The 15,821-nt window shown below is 68.8% G+C and carries 15 protein-coding genes; 8 read left to right on the forward strand and 7 right to left on the reverse strand.

Annotated features, from left to right (window positions below; genetic code table 11):
- Window positions 1-69: 69 nt before the first annotated feature.
- From rsfS to IJ15_RS0110595, 5 genes are read right to left on the reverse strand one after another with little or no spacing between them, the layout of a single operon-like run.
- The gene (gene rsfS / locus IJ15_RS0110575; RefSeq protein ID WP_031938307.1) at window positions 70-489 is read right to left on the reverse strand and encodes a ribosome silencing factor; all 420 of its coding nucleotides are present in this window, start codon (window positions 487-489) and stop codon (window positions 70-72) included.
- On the reverse strand, window positions 490-1,230 hold the full coding sequence (gene nadD / locus IJ15_RS0110580) for a nicotinate-nucleotide adenylyltransferase (protein ID WP_081880684.1): 741 nt from the start codon (window positions 1,228-1,230) through the stop codon (window positions 490-492). It lies immediately after the preceding gene.
- A 36-nt stretch (window positions 1,231-1,266) separates the two neighbouring features.
- A complete protein-coding gene (locus tag IJ15_RS0110585; protein ID WP_031938309.1) occupies window positions 1,267-2,709 on the reverse strand; it encodes a vWA domain-containing protein in 1,443 nt (480 codons plus the stop codon).
- A gap of 13 nt (window positions 2,710-2,722) precedes the next feature.
- Window positions 2,723-3,604, reverse strand: coding sequence for an AAA family ATPase (locus tag IJ15_RS0110590; RefSeq protein WP_031938310.1), 882 nt, complete (start codon window positions 3,602-3,604; stop codon window positions 2,723-2,725).
- 19 nt (window positions 3,605-3,623) lie between these two features.
- The gene (locus IJ15_RS0110595) at window positions 3,624-4,907 is read right to left on the reverse strand and encodes a glutamate-5-semialdehyde dehydrogenase (RefSeq protein WP_031938311.1); all 1,284 of its coding nucleotides are present in this window, start codon (window positions 4,905-4,907) and stop codon (window positions 3,624-3,626) included.
- Window positions 4,908-4,972: 65 nt separating this feature from the next.
- Between IJ15_RS0110595 and IJ15_RS0110600 the strand changes: the two genes are divergently transcribed.
- From IJ15_RS0110600 to IJ15_RS0110630, 7 genes are all read left to right on the forward strand, one after another.
- Complete coding sequence (locus tag IJ15_RS0110600; protein WP_051918748.1) at window positions 4,973-6,364, forward strand: amino acid permease; 1,392 nt, start codon at window positions 4,973-4,975, stop codon at window positions 6,362-6,364.
- Window positions 6,365-6,394: 30 nt separating this feature from the next.
- Window positions 6,395-7,267, forward strand: coding sequence for a ribokinase (locus IJ15_RS0110605; protein WP_031938313.1), 873 nt, complete (start codon window positions 6,395-6,397; stop codon window positions 7,265-7,267).
- 75 nt (window positions 7,268-7,342) lie between these two features.
- The gene (locus IJ15_RS0110610) at window positions 7,343-7,801 is read left to right on the forward strand and encodes an acetyltransferase (RefSeq protein ID WP_031938314.1); all 459 of its coding nucleotides are present in this window, start codon (window positions 7,343-7,345) and stop codon (window positions 7,799-7,801) included.
- 52 nt (window positions 7,802-7,853) lie between these two features.
- Complete coding sequence (locus tag IJ15_RS0110615) at window positions 7,854-9,965, forward strand: RecQ family ATP-dependent DNA helicase (protein WP_031938315.1); 2,112 nt, start codon at window positions 7,854-7,856, stop codon at window positions 9,963-9,965.
- Between the two features lie 118 nt (window positions 9,966-10,083).
- Window positions 10,084-10,611, forward strand: a complete 528-nt coding sequence (gene ectA, locus IJ15_RS0110620; protein ID WP_031938316.1) for a diaminobutyrate acetyltransferase — start codon at window positions 10,084-10,086, stop codon at window positions 10,609-10,611.
- 17 nt (window positions 10,612-10,628) lie between these two features.
- Window positions 10,629-11,888: a diaminobutyrate--2-oxoglutarate transaminase gene (gene ectB, locus IJ15_RS0110625; RefSeq protein WP_031938317.1), complete on the forward strand. Its 1,260-nt coding sequence runs from the start codon at window positions 10,629-10,631 to the stop codon at window positions 11,886-11,888.
- Window positions 11,889-11,931: 43 nt separating this feature from the next.
- Window positions 11,932-12,345, forward strand: coding sequence for an ectoine synthase (locus IJ15_RS0110630; RefSeq protein ID WP_031938318.1), 414 nt, complete (start codon window positions 11,932-11,934; stop codon window positions 12,343-12,345).
- A gap of 58 nt (window positions 12,346-12,403) precedes the next feature.
- Here IJ15_RS0110630 and IJ15_RS0110635 read toward each other — a convergent pair whose 3' ends face one another.
- Together IJ15_RS0110635 and IJ15_RS0110640 are read right to left on the reverse strand one after the other, a co-directional pair.
- A complete protein-coding gene (locus IJ15_RS0110635; protein ID WP_031938319.1) occupies window positions 12,404-14,311 on the reverse strand; it encodes a YhgE/Pip domain-containing protein in 1,908 nt (635 codons plus the stop codon).
- A gap of 142 nt (window positions 14,312-14,453) precedes the next feature.
- Window positions 14,454-14,927 (reverse strand): VOC family protein, encoded by a 474-nt coding sequence (locus IJ15_RS0110640; protein WP_031938320.1) that lies wholly within the window; start codon window positions 14,925-14,927, stop codon window positions 14,454-14,456.
- A gap of 80 nt (window positions 14,928-15,007) precedes the next feature.
- Between IJ15_RS0110640 and IJ15_RS0110645 the strand changes: the two genes are divergently transcribed.
- Window positions 15,008-15,814, forward strand: a complete 807-nt coding sequence (locus tag IJ15_RS0110645; RefSeq protein WP_031938321.1) for an NAD-dependent protein deacetylase — start codon at window positions 15,008-15,010, stop codon at window positions 15,812-15,814.
- Window positions 15,815-15,821 lie beyond the last annotated feature (7 nt).

Here is a 15,821-nt window from a genome sequence, read left to right on the forward strand (position 1 = left end):
CGTTGTATTCCGTCTGCCCGTGCCGGAGCAGGATCAGACGTTTGACCGCGGGCCCGGCCGCGGCCGAGGTCACTGCCCCGACTCCCCGGCGTCGTCCGCCGAGTCGGGCTCGATCGACAGCTGCCGGGGCTCGACGCCCTCGACCGGGATCTCCGGGCAGTCCTTCCAGAGCCGATCGAGCGCATAGAAGTTGCGCTCGTCGACGTGCTGGACGTGGATGACGATGTCGACGTAGTCGAGCAGGGCCCAGCGGCCCTCACGGGTGCCCTCGCGGCGCACGGGCTTGTGCCCGGCCTCGCGCAGCTCGTCCTCGATGTTCTCGACGATCGCGTTGACCTGACGCTCGTTGTCGGCGGAGGCGATGACGAAGCAATCCGTGATCACCAACTGCTCCGAGACGTCGAGCACCACCACGTCCGTGGCCAACTTCTCGTCGGCCGCCAGTGCCGCGATGCGTGCCATTCCGATGGCGTCGTTCGATGCGCTCACTCAGTGTTCTCCCGGTTCTGCTTGTACTGAAGATTGTGAAGGTTCGGCGGTCGCGTGTCGCGCCGGGACCGGCTCGGACATGGTGACCGCGCCGTCCAGTCGTGCCGCGCCGCTCGGCTGGTACAGGTTGCGCTTGCTGATGTACTGGACCACGCCGTCCGGTACGAGGTACCAGACCGGCCGGTGCTCGCTCGCGCGCCGTCGGCACTCCGTCGACGAGATCGCCAGGGCCGGGATCTCGATCAGGGTCACCGCGTCCTGCGGCAACCGCTCGAGGTGCGACGAAAGGTGTTCGGTGTGCAGTTCGTAGCCGGGCCGGGACACGCCGACGAACTTGGCGAGCGCGAACAGTTCCTCCCAGTCCTGCCACGACAGGATGCTCTCGAGCGCGTCGGCGCCCGTGATGAAGAACAGTTCGGCGTCGGGATGCTGCGTCCGCAGGTCCCGAAGCGTGTCCACCGTGTAGGTGACCTTGGCCCGGTCGACGTCGACACGGCTGACCGAGAACCGCGGATTCGACGCCGTGGCGATCACCGTCATCAGGTAGCGGTCCTCGGCGGGGCTGACCCGGCGATCGTCCTTCTGCCACGGCTGACCGGTCGGCACGAAGATCACTTCGTCGAGGTCGAATCGATCCGCGACCTCACTGGCCGCCACGAGGTGACCGTGGTGGATCGGATCGAAGGTGCCACCCATGACGCCGAGGCGGCGCCGTCGGGTGATCGCTGTCGGCTGCTGCACGATGATCCAGCTTACGGGTTGACGCAGCTCACGAATTCACACAGGCAGCAATCCGGCGACCACGGCGGCCAGTTGCTGTGCGGATCGGCACTCGTGCATGTCGATCACCTCGTTGTAGACCAGCGCCGCCGAGTCCCCGGTACCCCACTGACCACGTGGTTCCGGGTTGAGCCAGTGCGCGTGCTTGGCCACCGACACCAGGTGCTCGAGCGCGGGCAGACCGGCCGGCCGATAGTTGTTACGCCCGTCACCGAGGACCAGCAGCGAACTGCGACTGGTGATGGTGTGCGCGTACCGCTCCGCGAACACCCCGAGCGCGTGGCCGTAGTCGGAGTGGCCGTCGTACGTGATCAGGTCGGCCTCGCGGACCATCCGCGACATCGCGACGCCCAGGTCGGAGCCCGCGTCGAAGAACCGGGTGACCTCGTCGGTGGTGTCGATGAACGCGAAGATGCGCACCCGCGAGAACTGCTCGCGCAGCGCATGGACCAGGAGCAGGGTGAAGTGCGAGAACCCGGCCACCGAACCCGAGACGTCACACAGCAGCACCAGTTCGGGCCGGGCCGGGCGCGGCTTGCGCTGCACCAGGTCGATCGGGACACCGCCCGTCGACATCGACTTGCGCAGCGTGCGGCGCAGGTCGATCGCACCTGCCCGGGCTCGACTGCGACGCACCGCCAGGCGGCTCGCCAGCAGCCGCGCCAGCGGCGTGACGCTGCGCCGCAGCGCCGTCAGTTCCGAGTCCGACGCGCGCAGGAAGTCGACCTCCTCGGCGAGCTTGGGCACGCCGTAGTTCGCGACCCGTTCCTTGCCGATGTGTTCCGCGGACCGTCGGCGGGTCTCCGCCTCGACCATCTTCCGGAAGTCGGTGATCCGCTGCACCGCGGCGCGCTTGGCGACCTCCGACGCGTAGTCCCCGCCGGGGCGTTCGCCGTCCTGCTGATTGCCGAGCAGCCCGGAGAGGATCTTCTCGATCAGCCTGTCGGGGGCGACGTTGCGTAGCGCCTGGTACGCCGAGAACGAGGGACCGTTGGACCATTCGTACCGGCCGAGTTCATCGACCATCTGCGCGACCAGCACCTCGAGTTGCGCGAGCGCCTCCGGAGAGTCGTCGGAGAGGAGGTCGGCGAGCAGTTCCCGCAGTGCATCGAGGTCGATCTCGCCGTCCGGCGACCGCGGCAGCGACCGGTCCTGGTCACTGTCGTCGCGCCGGCCGACGCCGACCGGGAACCACAGGTCGAACAGCGCGTCGAAGGTCGCGCGGTGCGTGGGGCGACGCAGCAGCGAGCAGGCGAGCCCCTCGCGCAGCGCTTCCCGGTCGAGCAGGTCGAGGACCGCCATCACCCGGCCGGCGTCGACGGTCTCGGACGGGCCGACCGCAATCCCGCGCCGCCGCAACGCCTCCACGAAGTCGACGAGATGACCGGGGATACCGAACGGCGCGGGCGGGCCGCCGCGGCGGGCAGACGGTGTGACCATCGGCTCGGCCCTCTCAGTTGAGGCGCAGCTCGGCGGCGGCGCGCTGCTGATCGGCGCGGTGCTTGAGCACCACACCCATCGTGGCGCGGACCGCATCGTCGTCGAGGGTGTCGAGTCCCAGCGCGAGCAGGGTGCGCCCCCAGTCGATGGTCTCCGACACCGACGGCACCTTCTTGAGCTGCATCCCGCGCAGCACGTTCACCGTGCGCACGAGCTGTTCGGCGACGGCCTCGGGCAGCTCCGGGACCCGGCTCGCGAGGATCCGCCGCTCGAGTTCGGCGTCGGGGAACTCGAGGTGCAGGAACAGGCAGCGCCGTTTGAGCGCCTCCGACAGTTCCCGCGTCGCGTTGGAGGTGAGCACCGCGAACGGCTTGCGGGTCGCGGTGATCGTCCCCAGTTCGGGGATGGTGACCGCGAAGTCGCTGAGGACCTCGAGCAGCAGGCCCTCGATCTCGACGTCCGCCTTGTCGACCTCGTCGATCAGCAGCACCGTCGGGTCCTCACGCCGGATCGCGGTCAGCAGCGGGCGCGACAGCAGGAACTCCTCGGAGAACACGTCCTGCTTCGTCGCGTCCCAGCTGTGGTCGCTGCCGGCTTGGATGCGCAGGATCTGCTTCGCGTGGTTCCACTCGTAGAGCGCACGGGACTCGTCGACGCCCTCGTAGCACTGCAGGCGCACCAGCTCCGCGCCGGTCGTCTGCGCGACGGCCCGCGCCAGCTCGGTCTTGCCGACACCGGCAGGCCCCTCGATCAGGAGCGGCTTGCCCAGCCGGTCCGCGAGGAACACCGCGGTCGCGGTGGCCTTGTCGGACAGGTAGCCGGTCTCGGCGAGACGCGCGACGACATCGTCGACGCTCGCGAACAGCGGCGGTGCGGTCGGCAGGGCGCGATCCACGCTCGCTCCTTTCGGGCCGTCAGGCCGGTCGGGTATGACCGTCTCCCCAGACAGTCCACTTGGTCGAGGTGAGCTCGCCCAGCCCCATCGGGCCGCGAGCGTGCAGCTTCTGCGTGGAGATTCCGATCTCCGCACCGAACCCGAACTGCTCACCGTCGGTGAACGCGGTCGAGGCGTTGACCATAACCGCGGCGGCGTCGACACGGGCGGTGAACTCGCGTGCCGCGGACAGATCGGACGTCACGATGGCCTCGGTGTGGCCGGTGCCGTAACGGTCGATGTGCTCGACGGCGGCGTCGAGACCGTCGACGACCTTGAGCGCGATGTCGAGGGTCAGGTACTCCTCGGACCAGTCGGCGTCGGTGGCCGGGACCAGCCCGGGCAGGTCGCCGTGCACGGTGACGCTGTGCATCTGCAGTGCCTGCAACAACTTCGGCACCGCGGTGTCGGCGATCGCGGCGTCGACCAGCAGTGTCTCCACGGTGTTGCACACGCTGGGGCGGCGGGTCTTCGCGTTGAGGACGATCTTCTCGGCCATCTCCAGATCGGCCGCGGCGTGGACGTAGACGTGGCAGTTGCCGACACCCGTCTCGATCGTGGGCACGGTGGCGTCACGCACGACGGCATTGATCAGCCCGGCACCACCGCGCGGGATGACGACGTCGACGAGCCCGCGCGCCTGGATGAGGTGGGTGACGCTGGAGCGGTCGGCGCTGGGCAGCAACTGGACGGCGTCCTCGGGCAGTCCCTGCTCGGCGAGCGACGCACGCAGCACCTTCACGAGCGCGGCATTGGAGTGCGCCGCCGACGACGATCCGCGCAGCAGGGCCGCGTTGCCGGACTTGAGCGCGAGACCGAACGCGTCGACCGTGACGTTGGGGCGGGCCTCGTAGACCATGCCGACGACACCGAGGGGGACACGGACCTGACGGATCTCGAGGCCGTTGGGCAGCGTGGAACCGCGGACGATCTCACCGACCGGATCCTGCAGCCCCGCGACCTGACGCAGACCCGACGCGATGCCCTCGACACGGTCGGCCGTCAGGCGCAGCCGGTCGAGCAGCGACTCCTCGGTGCCGGACGCGCGCGCGGCCTCGATGTCCTCGGCGTTGGCGGCGAGGACCGCGTCGGTGGCGGCGAGGACGGCATCGGCGGCCGCGTGCAGCGCGGCGTCCTTCTGTGCCGTGGTCAGCAGGGCCAGGACCCGGGACGCGACACGTGCGCGACGGGCGGCGTCGTGCACCGCCTCCCGGGTGTCCCCGGCTTCGCCGGCTGCGGGTGAAGTATGCGTCGCGGCAGTCATGTCTACAGATTAGCCACCGCACCGGGCGCATAATCTATCTGCCCACGCGCCGTCTGCGTAAGGAAATGTCAGTGTCACGACACGGGACGATCGACGAAGCACCCTCGGAGGGGTACAGCCGCGGACTGAACTCCCGCACCATCCAGATGATCGCACTCGGTGGCGCCATCGGTACCGGACTGTTCTACGGCGCCGGCGGCGCGATCGAGGAGGCCGGACCGTCCCTGATCCTGGCCTACCTCGCGGCCGGACTCGTGATCTTCGTCATCATGCGGGCCCTCGGTGAGCTCCTCACCTACCGGCCCGTGTCGGGCAGTTTCGCCGAGTACGCCGAGGAGTTCCTCGGCCGCTTCTTCGGATTCGCGACCGGGTGGGCGTACTGGGCGGTGTGGGCCGCGACCTGCATGGCGGAGATCACCGTCGCCGGCAAGTACGTCGAGTACTGGTGGCCGAGTGTGCCCACATGGCTGACCGCGCTGGTGGTGCTGCTCGTGCTGTTCGGCGCCAACCTCATCTCGGTGAAACTATTCGGCGAGGCCGAGTTCTGGTTCTCCGCCATCAAGATCACCGCCATTCTGGGCATGATCCTCATCGGAATCGGGGTGCTCACGATCGGCTTCGGCCACGCCACCAACCCGACCGTGACGAACCTGTGGGCCGACGGCGGCGTCTTCCCGAACGGCTTCGGCAGCGCACTGATGAGTCTGCAGGTCGTGATGTTCGCATACGTCGGCGTGGAACTGGTCGGCGTCACGGCAGGCGAAGCCGAGAATCCCAAGCAGACGCTGCGCAAGGCGATCAACACGCTGCCGTTCCGCATCGGCCTGTTCTACGTCGGATCCCTCGTCGTCATCCTCTCGGTGGCGAGTTGGCGGGACTTCGAGGCCGGCAAGAGCCCGTTCGTCGAGGTGCTCGAACAGATCGGCATCCCGGCCGCCGCGGGCATCATGAACTTCGTGCTGCTCACCGCGGCGCTGTCGTCGTGCAACTCCGGTATCTACTCCACCGGCCGGATGCTGCGGAGCCTCTCGCTGCGCCGCGAGGCGCCCGCGGCGCTGAGCAAACTCAGCCGCCGACAGGTTCCGTACGCCGGAATCACCATGTCGGCCGGCACGATGGTCATCGGCGTCGTCGTCAACCTGCTCTCCCCCGATCGCGCCTTCGTCTACATCACGTCGGTGTCGACCATCGGGATCATCTTCGTGTGGGGCGTGATCCTCGTGTGCCATCTCCGGTACCGACGGTTCGTCAACCGCGGCGCACTGCCCGCATCCGACTACCGACTCCCCGGCGCGCCGTACACCAACTGGATCGCACTGACCTTCCTGTCGTTCGTCGTCGTGCTGCTCTTCTTCACCGAGGCCGGCCGGATCGCACTCATGGTCGGCGCGGTGTTCGGCGTGCTGGTGGGCGGCGGCTACTACGCCCTCCTCGGCCGCGCGTCGTCACGGTTCTGACGGCAGCGCCGCCACGGCTAGCCTCGATCCATGACGGAGAACAGGGTGGTCGTCGTCGGCAGCATCAACATGGACCTCGTGGCGAGGACGCCGCGAATGCCCGCACCCGGCGAGACCGTTCTCGGCACGTCGTTCACGACGACGCCGGGTGGGAAGGGCTCGAACCAGGCGATCGCGGCGGCGAAGGCCGGGGCCGACGTCGTCTTCGTGGGCGCGGTGGGCGACGACACCTTCGCACTGGAACTGCGTCAGGCCCTCGTGGACGCGGAGGTCGACGCCGAGCGCCTGCGGGAGGTCGAGGGACCCAGCGGGGTCGCCGTGATCACCGTCGACGACGACGGGCAGAACTCGATCGTCGTGATCCCCGGCGCCAACGCGCTCGTCGCCGACCCGACGGACGCGGAACTGCGTGCGGTCGCCGGCGCCGACGTCCTGCTGTGTCAGTTGGAGATTCCCCTCGACACGGTGACCGCGGCGGCCCTGCACGCCGCCCGGCACGACACCGTGGTGATGCTCAACCCGTCTCCGGCACAGCCCCTTCCGGCCGAGCTGATCGAGGCGGTCGACGTCCTCGTCGTCAACGAGACCGAGGAACGGCAACTCGGTGAGAACACGCTCGCGCGGGTCGCGCACGTCGTGACGACCCTCGGCGCCGACGGCGCCCGCTACCGCGGCCCGCAAGGCGAACGGGTGCACGTCGACTCCCCCACCGTCGACGCGATCGACACCACGGGTGCCGGCGATGCTTTCACCGGCGCGCTCGCCGTCGCCTGGCACCGCGGGCCGCGGGAGGCGTTGGCCTTCGCCTGCGCCGCGGGCGCGCTGGCCACGACACGACCCGGGGCGGCCGCGGCGTCACCTACCCGGGCCGAGACGGACGCGCTGGTGGCCAGACAGGGCTGACCCGGAAAAGCTGACCCGGAAAGCTGACCAGAAAACGGGTTGGCACCCCGAACCGCCGGGCGTACGGTCCACAGGATGAGCACATCGATCGACCCCGTTCTGCGCCCGTGTCACGGCCCGACCGAATGGCCGTCCCTCGTCCGGATCTGGCGCAGCGCGGTCGAGGCGACGCACACCTTCCTCACCGCCGAGGACATCGAGTTCTACGCGTCGCGGATGGCGAGTGACTACCTGCCGGCCGTCGAACTGACGGTCGCCGACGTCGACGGCACACCCGCAGGCTTCTCGGGAATCGCCGGCAACTCCCTCGAAATGCTGTTCGTCGACGACGCGTATCGCGGGCGCGGCATCGGTTCCGCCCTGCTCAGGCGCGCACTCGCAGAACACCCCGACCTGATCCTCGACGTCAACGAACAGAATCCGCAGGCCGTCGGGTTCTACGAGCGCCACGGGTTCGTCACGTCGAGCCGCTCGGAGACCGACGCCGACGGCCGCCCGTTCCCGATCCTGCACATGGTGCGGTCGACCGACTGAGCTCGACCACCGCGATACCGGGCCTGTCGGCCCCCTCGGGCACGATGGACTCATGACGACCGCGACCAGCACCGAGTCCGCCGCCGATCTCCGTGACGAGGCCGAACGGCTGCTCCGCGAACTGGCCGGCCCGCAGGCCACGCTTCGTGAGGATCAGTGGACCGCGATCGAGGCGCTCGTCGTCGGGCGACGGCGCGCGCTGGTGGTCCAGCGCACCGGCTGGGGCAAGTCGGCGGTCTACTTCATCGCCGCGAAACTGCTCCGGGCGCACGGCCACGGGCCCACCGTCATCGTCTCGCCACTGCTCGCGCTGATGCGCAATCAGGTGGCTTCCGCCGAACGTGCCGGTGTGCGCGCGGCGACGATCAACTCCGGCAACATGACCGAATGGGACGACATCCACAGGCGTGTCGCAGCGCGCGAACTGGACGTGCTGCTGGTCAGTCCCGAGCGGCTCAACAACCCGGACTTCCGCGACCAGGTGCTGCCGTCGCTCGCGGCCGACGCCGGTCTCGTCGTGGTCGACGAGGCGCATTGCGTCTCGGACTGGGGGCACGACTTCCGTCCGGACTACCGCCGGATCCGCACCCTCGTCGAGGACCTCGGCGAGGGCATCCCGGTCCTCGCCACCACCGCGACCGCGAACGACCGCGTCGTCACCGACGTCGCCACCCAGCTAGGCGTGGGCGGCGCCGAGACCCTGGTGCTGCGCGGCGGGCTCGAGCGCGAGTCGCTGCACATGTCCGTGGTCCGGATCGAGAACACCACTCAGCGCGCCGCGTGGCTGGCCGAACACCTCGACGAACTTCCCGGATCCGGGATCGTCTACACCCTCACCGTGTCCGCCGCGCGGGACCTGGCGAGCCTGCTCGCCGACCGCGGCCACCGGGTCGCGGCGTACACCGGGCAGACGGACGCCACCGAACGCGAGGCGCTCGAGAACGACCTGCTCAACAACCGCGTGAAGGCGCTCGTCGCGACGTCGGCGTTGGGGATGGGCTTCGACAAGCCCGACCTCGGCTTCGTGGTGCACCTGGGCGCGCCGTCGTCCCCGATCTCGTACTACCAGCAGGTGGGACGCGCCGGCCGCTCCACCGACAGCGCCGAGGTGGTCCTGCTGCCGGGCAGCGAGGACCAGCAGATCTGGAGCTACTTCGCGTCGGTGTCGTTCCCCCGCGAACACATCGTGCGCAAGGTCATCGACGTGCTCGACACCGAGCGCCCGCAGTCCACGATGGCACTCGAACCGCTCGTCGAACTCAATCGGACCCGCCTCGAACTGGTCCTCAAGGTGCTCGACGTCGACGGTGCCGTCCGGCGTGTCCGCGGCGGCTGGCTCGCGACCGGGCAGCCCTGGACGTACGACGCCGACCGCTACGGCCGCCTCGAGGTCGCCCGGCAGGCCGAACAGGACGCGATGCTCGAGTACGAACGCACCGACGAGTGCCGGATGACGTTCCTGCGCCGTCAGCTCGACGACCCCGGACTGGGCGACGGGGACGCGCGCTGCGGTCGCTGCGACAACTGTGCGGGCCCCAAGTACAGTGCCGCGGTCAGTGAGGCCGCGATCGCCGATACCCGGCAGCGACTGGAGCGGCCCGGCATCGACCTGCTCCCCCGCAAGCAGTGGCCCACCGGCATGGCGAAGCTGGGAATCAGCCTGTCCGGCAAGATCACCGACGGCCCCGACACCGGACGTGTCCTGGGACGGTTGTCGGACCTCGGTTGGGGACAGCGCCTGCGGACGCTGCTCGACGGTCCCGACGCGCCCGTTCCCGACGCCGTCGTCGACGCGTGCGTCAAGGTGCTCGCGGCCTGGGACTGGGCGGAGCGACCGACCTCCGTCATGGGCCTCGAGTCGCCCACCCACCCGATACTCCTGCGCTCCCTGACCGCCCGGCTCGCCGAGGTCGGTCGCCTCACCGACCTCGGAGTGCTCCGCGAGCGGCCGGAACATCCCCCCGTTTCGGCAGCCAACTCGGCTTATCGCGTCGCCGGCCTCCACGACGCATGGGAGGTGCCCGATCTCACCGGCATCGACCGTCCGGTGCTGCTGCTCGACACCGTCACCGACACCGGCTGGACGCTGACGATGGCGGCACGGACCCTCCGCCGGGCAGGGGCGCCCTCTGTCCTCCCTTTCGCGCTCGCCACCCCCAAGTGATACCGAACGTGACCAGGCTCACATTAGCTGCCCCACCTGCACGACTACAGGGTCTCTTCTGCCCGATTTCCGGGGATCCGTGAAATCGTGGCGCCGGGTTGTTACGTTCGATTCATCAATGACGCCAATACAAACGCGAGTTACCCCGACCACCGTGCCGGACGCGGTGGAGTTCCGTAGGCCTCAGATCTCAGACGGAGTCCGGCTCTGGGAGATCGCCAAGGATTCACAGACGCTCGACGTCAATTCGAGCTATTCATACCTGTTGTGGTGTAGAGACTTTCAAGACACATCGATCGTCTCCACCGTCGACGGCCGGGTGACCGGATTCGTCACCGGATACATTCGCCCCGAGGCCCCGAACACCCTGTTCGTGTGGCAGGTGGCCGTCGATGCCGCCCAGCGAGGCCAGGGACTGGCCGGACGCATGCTGAACGATCTCCTGGACCACGTTGCACTGCAAGGTGTCTGGAACCTGGAGACCACGATCAGCCCGGACAATGTCGCGTCCGTCGCACTGTTCACGTCCGTGGCCCACCGCAGGGGTTCGACGATTACGAATCGAAAGCTGTTTTCCCCGAACGACTTTCCAGACGCGCATGCAGCCGAGGATCTCTACACAATCTCGCCGCAGCACGCTTCCTGAGGAAGGAACATTCACTCATGACCACTATCGAGACCAGCATCTTCGAGTCCCTCGAGTCCGAGGTGCGGAGCTACAGCAGGAACTGGCCGACCGTCTTCGAATCGGCGTCCGGCGCCTGGATCCGCGACGAGTCCGGCCGCGACTACCTGGACTTCTTCGCCGGGGCGGGCGCCCTCAACTACGGGCACAACAACCCCGTCATGAAACAGGCCCTGATCGATTACATCGCGGGCGACGGCATCACCCACGGACTGGACATGTCGACCGTCGCCAAACGCGACTTCCTGAAGAGCTTCCAGCGCAACATCCTCGAGCCCCGCGGGCTCGATTACAAGGTCCAGTTCCCCGGGCCCACCGGCACCAACTCGGTGGAGGCGGCGCTGAAGCTGGCCCGCAAGGCGACCGGCCGCGAGTCGATCATCAACTTCACCAACGCATTTCACGGCATGACGTTGGGTGCACTGTCGGTCACCGGCAACTCCATGAAACGTGCCGGCGCAGGTGTGCCGTTGGTGCACGCGACGCCGATGCCGTTCGACAACTACCTCGGCGGAGCCACCGACGACTTCCACTGGTTCGAGCGCGTCCTCGACGACTCGGGCAGCGGGCTCAACCAGCCGGCCGCGGTGATCGTCGAAACCGTGCAGGGCGAGGGCGGCGTCAACGTGGCGCGACCGGAATGGCTGCGCGCCCTGTCGGATCTGTGCACCCGACGCGGCATCCTGCTGATCGTCGACGACGTCCAGATGGGGTGCGGTCGCACCGGCCCGTTCTTCTCGTTCGAGGTCGCCGGAATCACCCCGGACATCGTCACCCTGTCGAAGTCGATCGGCGGTTACGGCCTGCCGATGGCGCTGACGCTCTTCAAGCCGGAACTGGACCTGTGGGCGCCGGGTGAGCACAACGGCACGTTCCGCGGAAACAATCCGGCGTTCGTGACCGCGACCGCCGCCCTCGACCACTACTGGTCGAACGACGCGCTGCATCGATCGACGCTCGCGAAGGGCGCGCGGATCAACCAGATCTTCTCGAACCTGGCCGTCACCTTCGATGGCGTCAGCACCCGCGGACGCGGCATGGTCCAGGGACTGGTGTTCGACGATCCCGGGATGGCCGTGAAGGTCTGCGGCCTCGCGTTCGACGAGGGACTGCTCGCCGAGACGTCGGGCCCGTCGGACGAGGTGGTCAAGCTGCTGCCGCCGCTCACCATCACCGACGCCGAACTCGACCACGGATTGAGCATCCTCGCGGAGGCCACCGCCAAGGTCTTCGCCTGACACCTCCGCTCCAACCGGAAACGTAGCGCCGAGAGGAACTTTCATGATCGTCCGCACCACCGACGACATCACCGACACCGACCGCGACATCACCAGCGACGACGGCAACTGGCGCAGCAAGCGCATCATCCTCGCGGGCGACGGCGTGGGATTCTCGTTCCACGAGACCACGATTCGCGCGGGATCGGTCAACGAATTCCACTACGCCAACCACGTGGAGGCGGTGTGGCTGGTCGCCGGCGACGGCATCCTCACCGACCTCGAGAACGGCGAGGTGTACCAACTGCGACCGGGCACGATGTACCTGCTGGACGGGAACGAGCGGCACCGTGTGGAACCGGTCACCGAGATGCGCATGCTGTGCGTGTTCAACCCGCCGGTCACCGGACGTGAGGTGCACGACGAGAACGGGGTGTACCCGCTGATCACCCTCGACGACGAGCGCGCCGCGTCGTAGTCCCGACGAGCAGGCAGGGCCCGGTCGATTCGTCGACCGGGCCCTGCCTGCTGCGAGATCAGCTGATCCGCTCCATCACGATGGTCGGATCGTCCATCGGGGGAATCTCCTCGACCACCGGTTCCTGCCGGCGGCGCCACCAGATGGTGAACGCCACGGCGGCGACGACGAGCGCGGCGAGTGCGGCGACCGCGATCCAGAAGCGCGGTCCGTAGTACCCGACCAGCACCATCCGCATGGCGTTGCGGGCCCATGTCAGCGGCATCAGAGCGTGCAGCCACTGCAGCGGCGCCGGCATCTGCTCGATCGGGTAGACCGCGCCGAAGGCGAAGATCTGGATCATCAACGCACCCAAGGCGATGAAGGTGCCGTTCACGGCGCCGAAGACCACCGTGAAGAGCCGTCCCAGCGCGACCGCCGCTGCACCGACCAGAATCATGACCGCGGTCAGGGCCAGGGCACTCGGCGGATCCGCGTCGGCGACGACGAGCGACACCACCGACGCCACGAGTGCCGCGACGAGCGTGACCGCCGCGGGGACCCGGTACCGGCGCAGCCCCTCCCGGATCACGTTCTCGTGCACGCGCTGCGGACGTCCCCGACGCGGGCGAACGACGAACCAGATCAGGATGCCGCACAGGAACAGCAGCACCGACATCACGGCCGGCACCGCGCCGGGCCCGAACCCGGCCGCCGGGTAGGCGTACGTCTCCTCGACGGCGACCGGTGCCGAGAGCAGCCCGGCGGTGGTGGCCCGCTGCTCCTCGGTGAACTGGGGAACCTGCGCGGCGCCGTCGGTCAGGCCCGTCGCGAGTTCGTTACTGCCGCTGTCGAGCTGGCCCATGCCGGTGGACAGCTGCCCCAGACCGTCACGGAGCTGGATGCCACCGGCGTTCAGCTGGCCGAGGCCCGACGACAGCTCGTTCGCGCCGGCGCTCAGCTGGTGCGCCCCGGACGACAGCTGCCCCAGACCGGTGTTCAGCTCCCCGGCACCCGCGGCCGCCGACATCAGGCCGCCACGGTAGTCGGCCGTCGGGTCGCTGAGCTGGCGTGCCAGTTCGCGCGCACCGTCCCGCAACTCGACGAGCTGGGACTGGATGTCACCCTCCTCGCCGAGCACGCTGAGCAGCGGTCCGGTCACCGTGTCCACCAGTTCACTGATCTGCTTCGCCCCGGCTCCCAGTTCGTCGGTGCCACCCACGAGCTGGTTCAGACCCGCACTCAGCTCGCCCGACCCGGCCGCAGCCTGGTCGGCACCCGTAGCCAGCTCCCCGGCACCGGCCGCGAGCTCCTTGCCACCCTGGTTCGCCTCGCCGAGACCGGTCGACAGCTCCTTGCTGCCCGCATACAGCTCGTTGGTGCCGGCGAGGGCGTCCTTCGTGCCGGCCGAGAGCTGCTGTGCACCGGCGGCGGCCTCGCCGAAGCCCTTTCCGATATCGCCGAGACCGATGAGGACCTGATCGACGGACTGCTCACCGATCGACTCGGACACCGCCGAGCGCACCTGCGCGACGACGCTCTCCCCGACCGGGGTCGCGACGAGGCTGTTGTAGTCGTTGTAGACCACGTCGAGCTGGGCCTTGCGGCCCGCACCGCTGGCGGCGCTCGCGACATCGGCGCTGAACGTCTCCGGGATCACGACCGAGAAGTAGTACCTGCCGTCGTCGACGCCATCCTGGGCCTGCTGGGCCGAGACGACCTTCCAGTCGACGTCGCCGCTGTCGACGAGGGCGGCGACCACGTCGTCGCCTGCAACGAGCCGGGTCCCGTCGAGGTCGGCGCCCGCGTCCGCGTTGACGATCGCGACCGGCAGCCTGTTCACGGTGTCGCCCGGATTCCACAGGGCCCACATGTAGAAGCCGGCAATCGCGAGCGGCGCGATGACGAGCACCGCCAGTATCGTGCGGACGACGTGAGCCCGGCGCGTGGAAGCGCCGGACTCACCGGACGGGGATGTGGACACCATGAAGGGCTCTCTCGTTGTGGGGACCGAGGGTGGCCGACCACCGCGAACGGCGCCGACGTGGACATATGTCCAATTTGGTCACGATAGAGAGTGAAACCGCCCACGGTGGCGTTTCCCGCGAATTCGACGCACCGTGTCGCAGTCAGGACACCGGATCCGGAAAGAACAGTTCCCGGGCGCGCCGCGCCACCTCGGCCGGCGTGACGTCCTCGATGCGGGTGCAGACGGCCCAGCGGTGCCCGAACGGATCGAGGAACACCCCGTGCCGGTCACCGGAGAACGCGTCGGCCACGGGAGTGATCACGGTCGCGCCCGCCCGCACCGCGGAGTCGACGAACGCGTCGGTGTCCTCGACGTACACCACGAGCGACGAGTGCACCCAGCCCTGCTCGGGCGCCTTCAGCCCGAAGTCGGGCATCTCCTGCGACAGCTGGAGCATCGAGTCGCCGATCCGGATCTCGGCGTGCATCACGGTGCCGTCCGGGGCATCCATCCGGTCGACGATCACCGCGCCGAGGCCGCGGACGTAGAAGTCGAGTGCGGCGTCGCCGTCGGGGACCGCCAGGTACGGCGTGAGGGTTCGGTATCCGTCGGGAATCGGGTTCACGGTGGTCATGGCGACCAGTCTCCGGCGCCGACCACCGCCGGGGATTGAACGGATCGGACACGCCTACCCTGGATCGGGTGATCGACCGAATGCTCGAACTGCTCCACGGCCGCCGTGTGTGCGTGCTGACCGGGGCGGGAATCTCCACCGACTCCGGGATCCCCGACTATCGCGGCCCCGATTCGCCGCCACGGAACCCGATGACCTACCAGCAGTTCGTGGGCGATCCCTCGTTCCGGCGGCACTACTGGGCCCGCAATCACCTCGGGTGGCGGCACATGGACGCGGCCCGGCCCAATGCCGGCCACCGCGCGCTCGCCGCGCTCGAGGACGCCGGTGTCGTGCACGGCGTGATCACCCAGAACGTCGACCTGCTGCACACCAAGGCCGGCAGTCGCAGCGTGATCGACCTCCACGGCAGCTACGCGCAGGTCCGCTGCCTCGACTGCGGCGACCGGACGTCCCGGATGACACTCGCCGACCGGCTCGACGCCGCGAACCCCGGCTTCGCCGAGACCGTCGCCGCCGCGAGCGGGGTGGAGATCGCACCCGACGCCGACGCCGTCGTGGAGAGCACCGAGCACTTCCGGATGGTGGACTGCGCCGTGTGCGGCGGCATGCTCAAGCCGGACATCGTGTACTTCGGCGAGAGCGTCCCGAAGCCGCGGGTCGCGGCGGCCTTCGAGATGGTCACCGGCGCCGACGCACTGCTGGTCGTCGGCTCGTCGCTCACCGTGATGTCCGGGCTGCGCTTCGTGCGCCGCTCGTCCCGCGACGGGATCCCGGTCGTCATCGTCAACCGCGGTTCCACTCGCGGCGACGAGTTCGCAGCCCTGAAACTCGAACAGGGCAGCTCCGAGGTCCTCGAGACCCTCGCCGCTGCCCTGCCCCGCTGATCGAGTT

The sequence above is a fragment of the Prescottella defluvii genome, assembly GCF_000738775.1.
Lineage (GTDB): Bacteria > Actinomycetota > Actinomycetes > Mycobacteriales > Mycobacteriaceae > Prescottella > Prescottella defluvii.

Bases quoted from the DNA above. Each gene is read 5' to 3' on its own strand.
- IJ15_RS0110585 (WP_031938309.1), bottom strand. From the start codon at position 2,709: ATGGTCACACCGTCTGCCCGCCGCGGCGGCCCGCCCGCGCCGTTCGGT.
- IJ15_RS0110595 (WP_031938311.1), bottom strand. From the start codon at position 4,907: ATGACTGCCGCGACGCATACTTCACCCGCAGCCGGCGAAGCCGGGGAC.
- IJ15_RS0110600 (WP_051918748.1), top strand. From the start codon at position 4,973: ATGTCAGTGTCACGACACGGGACGATCGACGAAGCACCCTCGGAGGGG.
- IJ15_RS0110605 (WP_031938313.1), top strand. From the start codon at position 6,395: ATGACGGAGAACAGGGTGGTCGTCGTCGGCAGCATCAACATGGACCTC.
- IJ15_RS0110610 (WP_031938314.1), top strand. From the start codon at position 7,343: ATGAGCACATCGATCGACCCCGTTCTGCGCCCGTGTCACGGCCCGACC.
- IJ15_RS0110615 (WP_031938315.1), top strand. From the start codon at position 7,854: ATGACGACCGCGACCAGCACCGAGTCCGCCGCCGATCTCCGTGACGAG.
- ectA (WP_031938316.1), top strand. From the start codon at position 10,084: ATGACGCCAATACAAACGCGAGTTACCCCGACCACCGTGCCGGACGCG.
- ectB (WP_031938317.1), top strand. From the start codon at position 10,629: ATGACCACTATCGAGACCAGCATCTTCGAGTCCCTCGAGTCCGAGGTG.
- IJ15_RS0110630 (WP_031938318.1), top strand. From the start codon at position 11,932: ATGATCGTCCGCACCACCGACGACATCACCGACACCGACCGCGACATC.
- IJ15_RS0110635 (WP_031938319.1), bottom strand. From the start codon at position 14,311: ATGGTGTCCACATCCCCGTCCGGTGAGTCCGGCGCTTCCACGCGCCGG.
- IJ15_RS0110640 (WP_031938320.1), bottom strand. From the start codon at position 14,927: ATGACCACCGTGAACCCGATTCCCGACGGATACCGAACCCTCACGCCG.
- IJ15_RS0110645 (WP_031938321.1), top strand. From the start codon at position 15,008: ATGCTCGAACTGCTCCACGGCCGCCGTGTGTGCGTGCTGACCGGGGCG.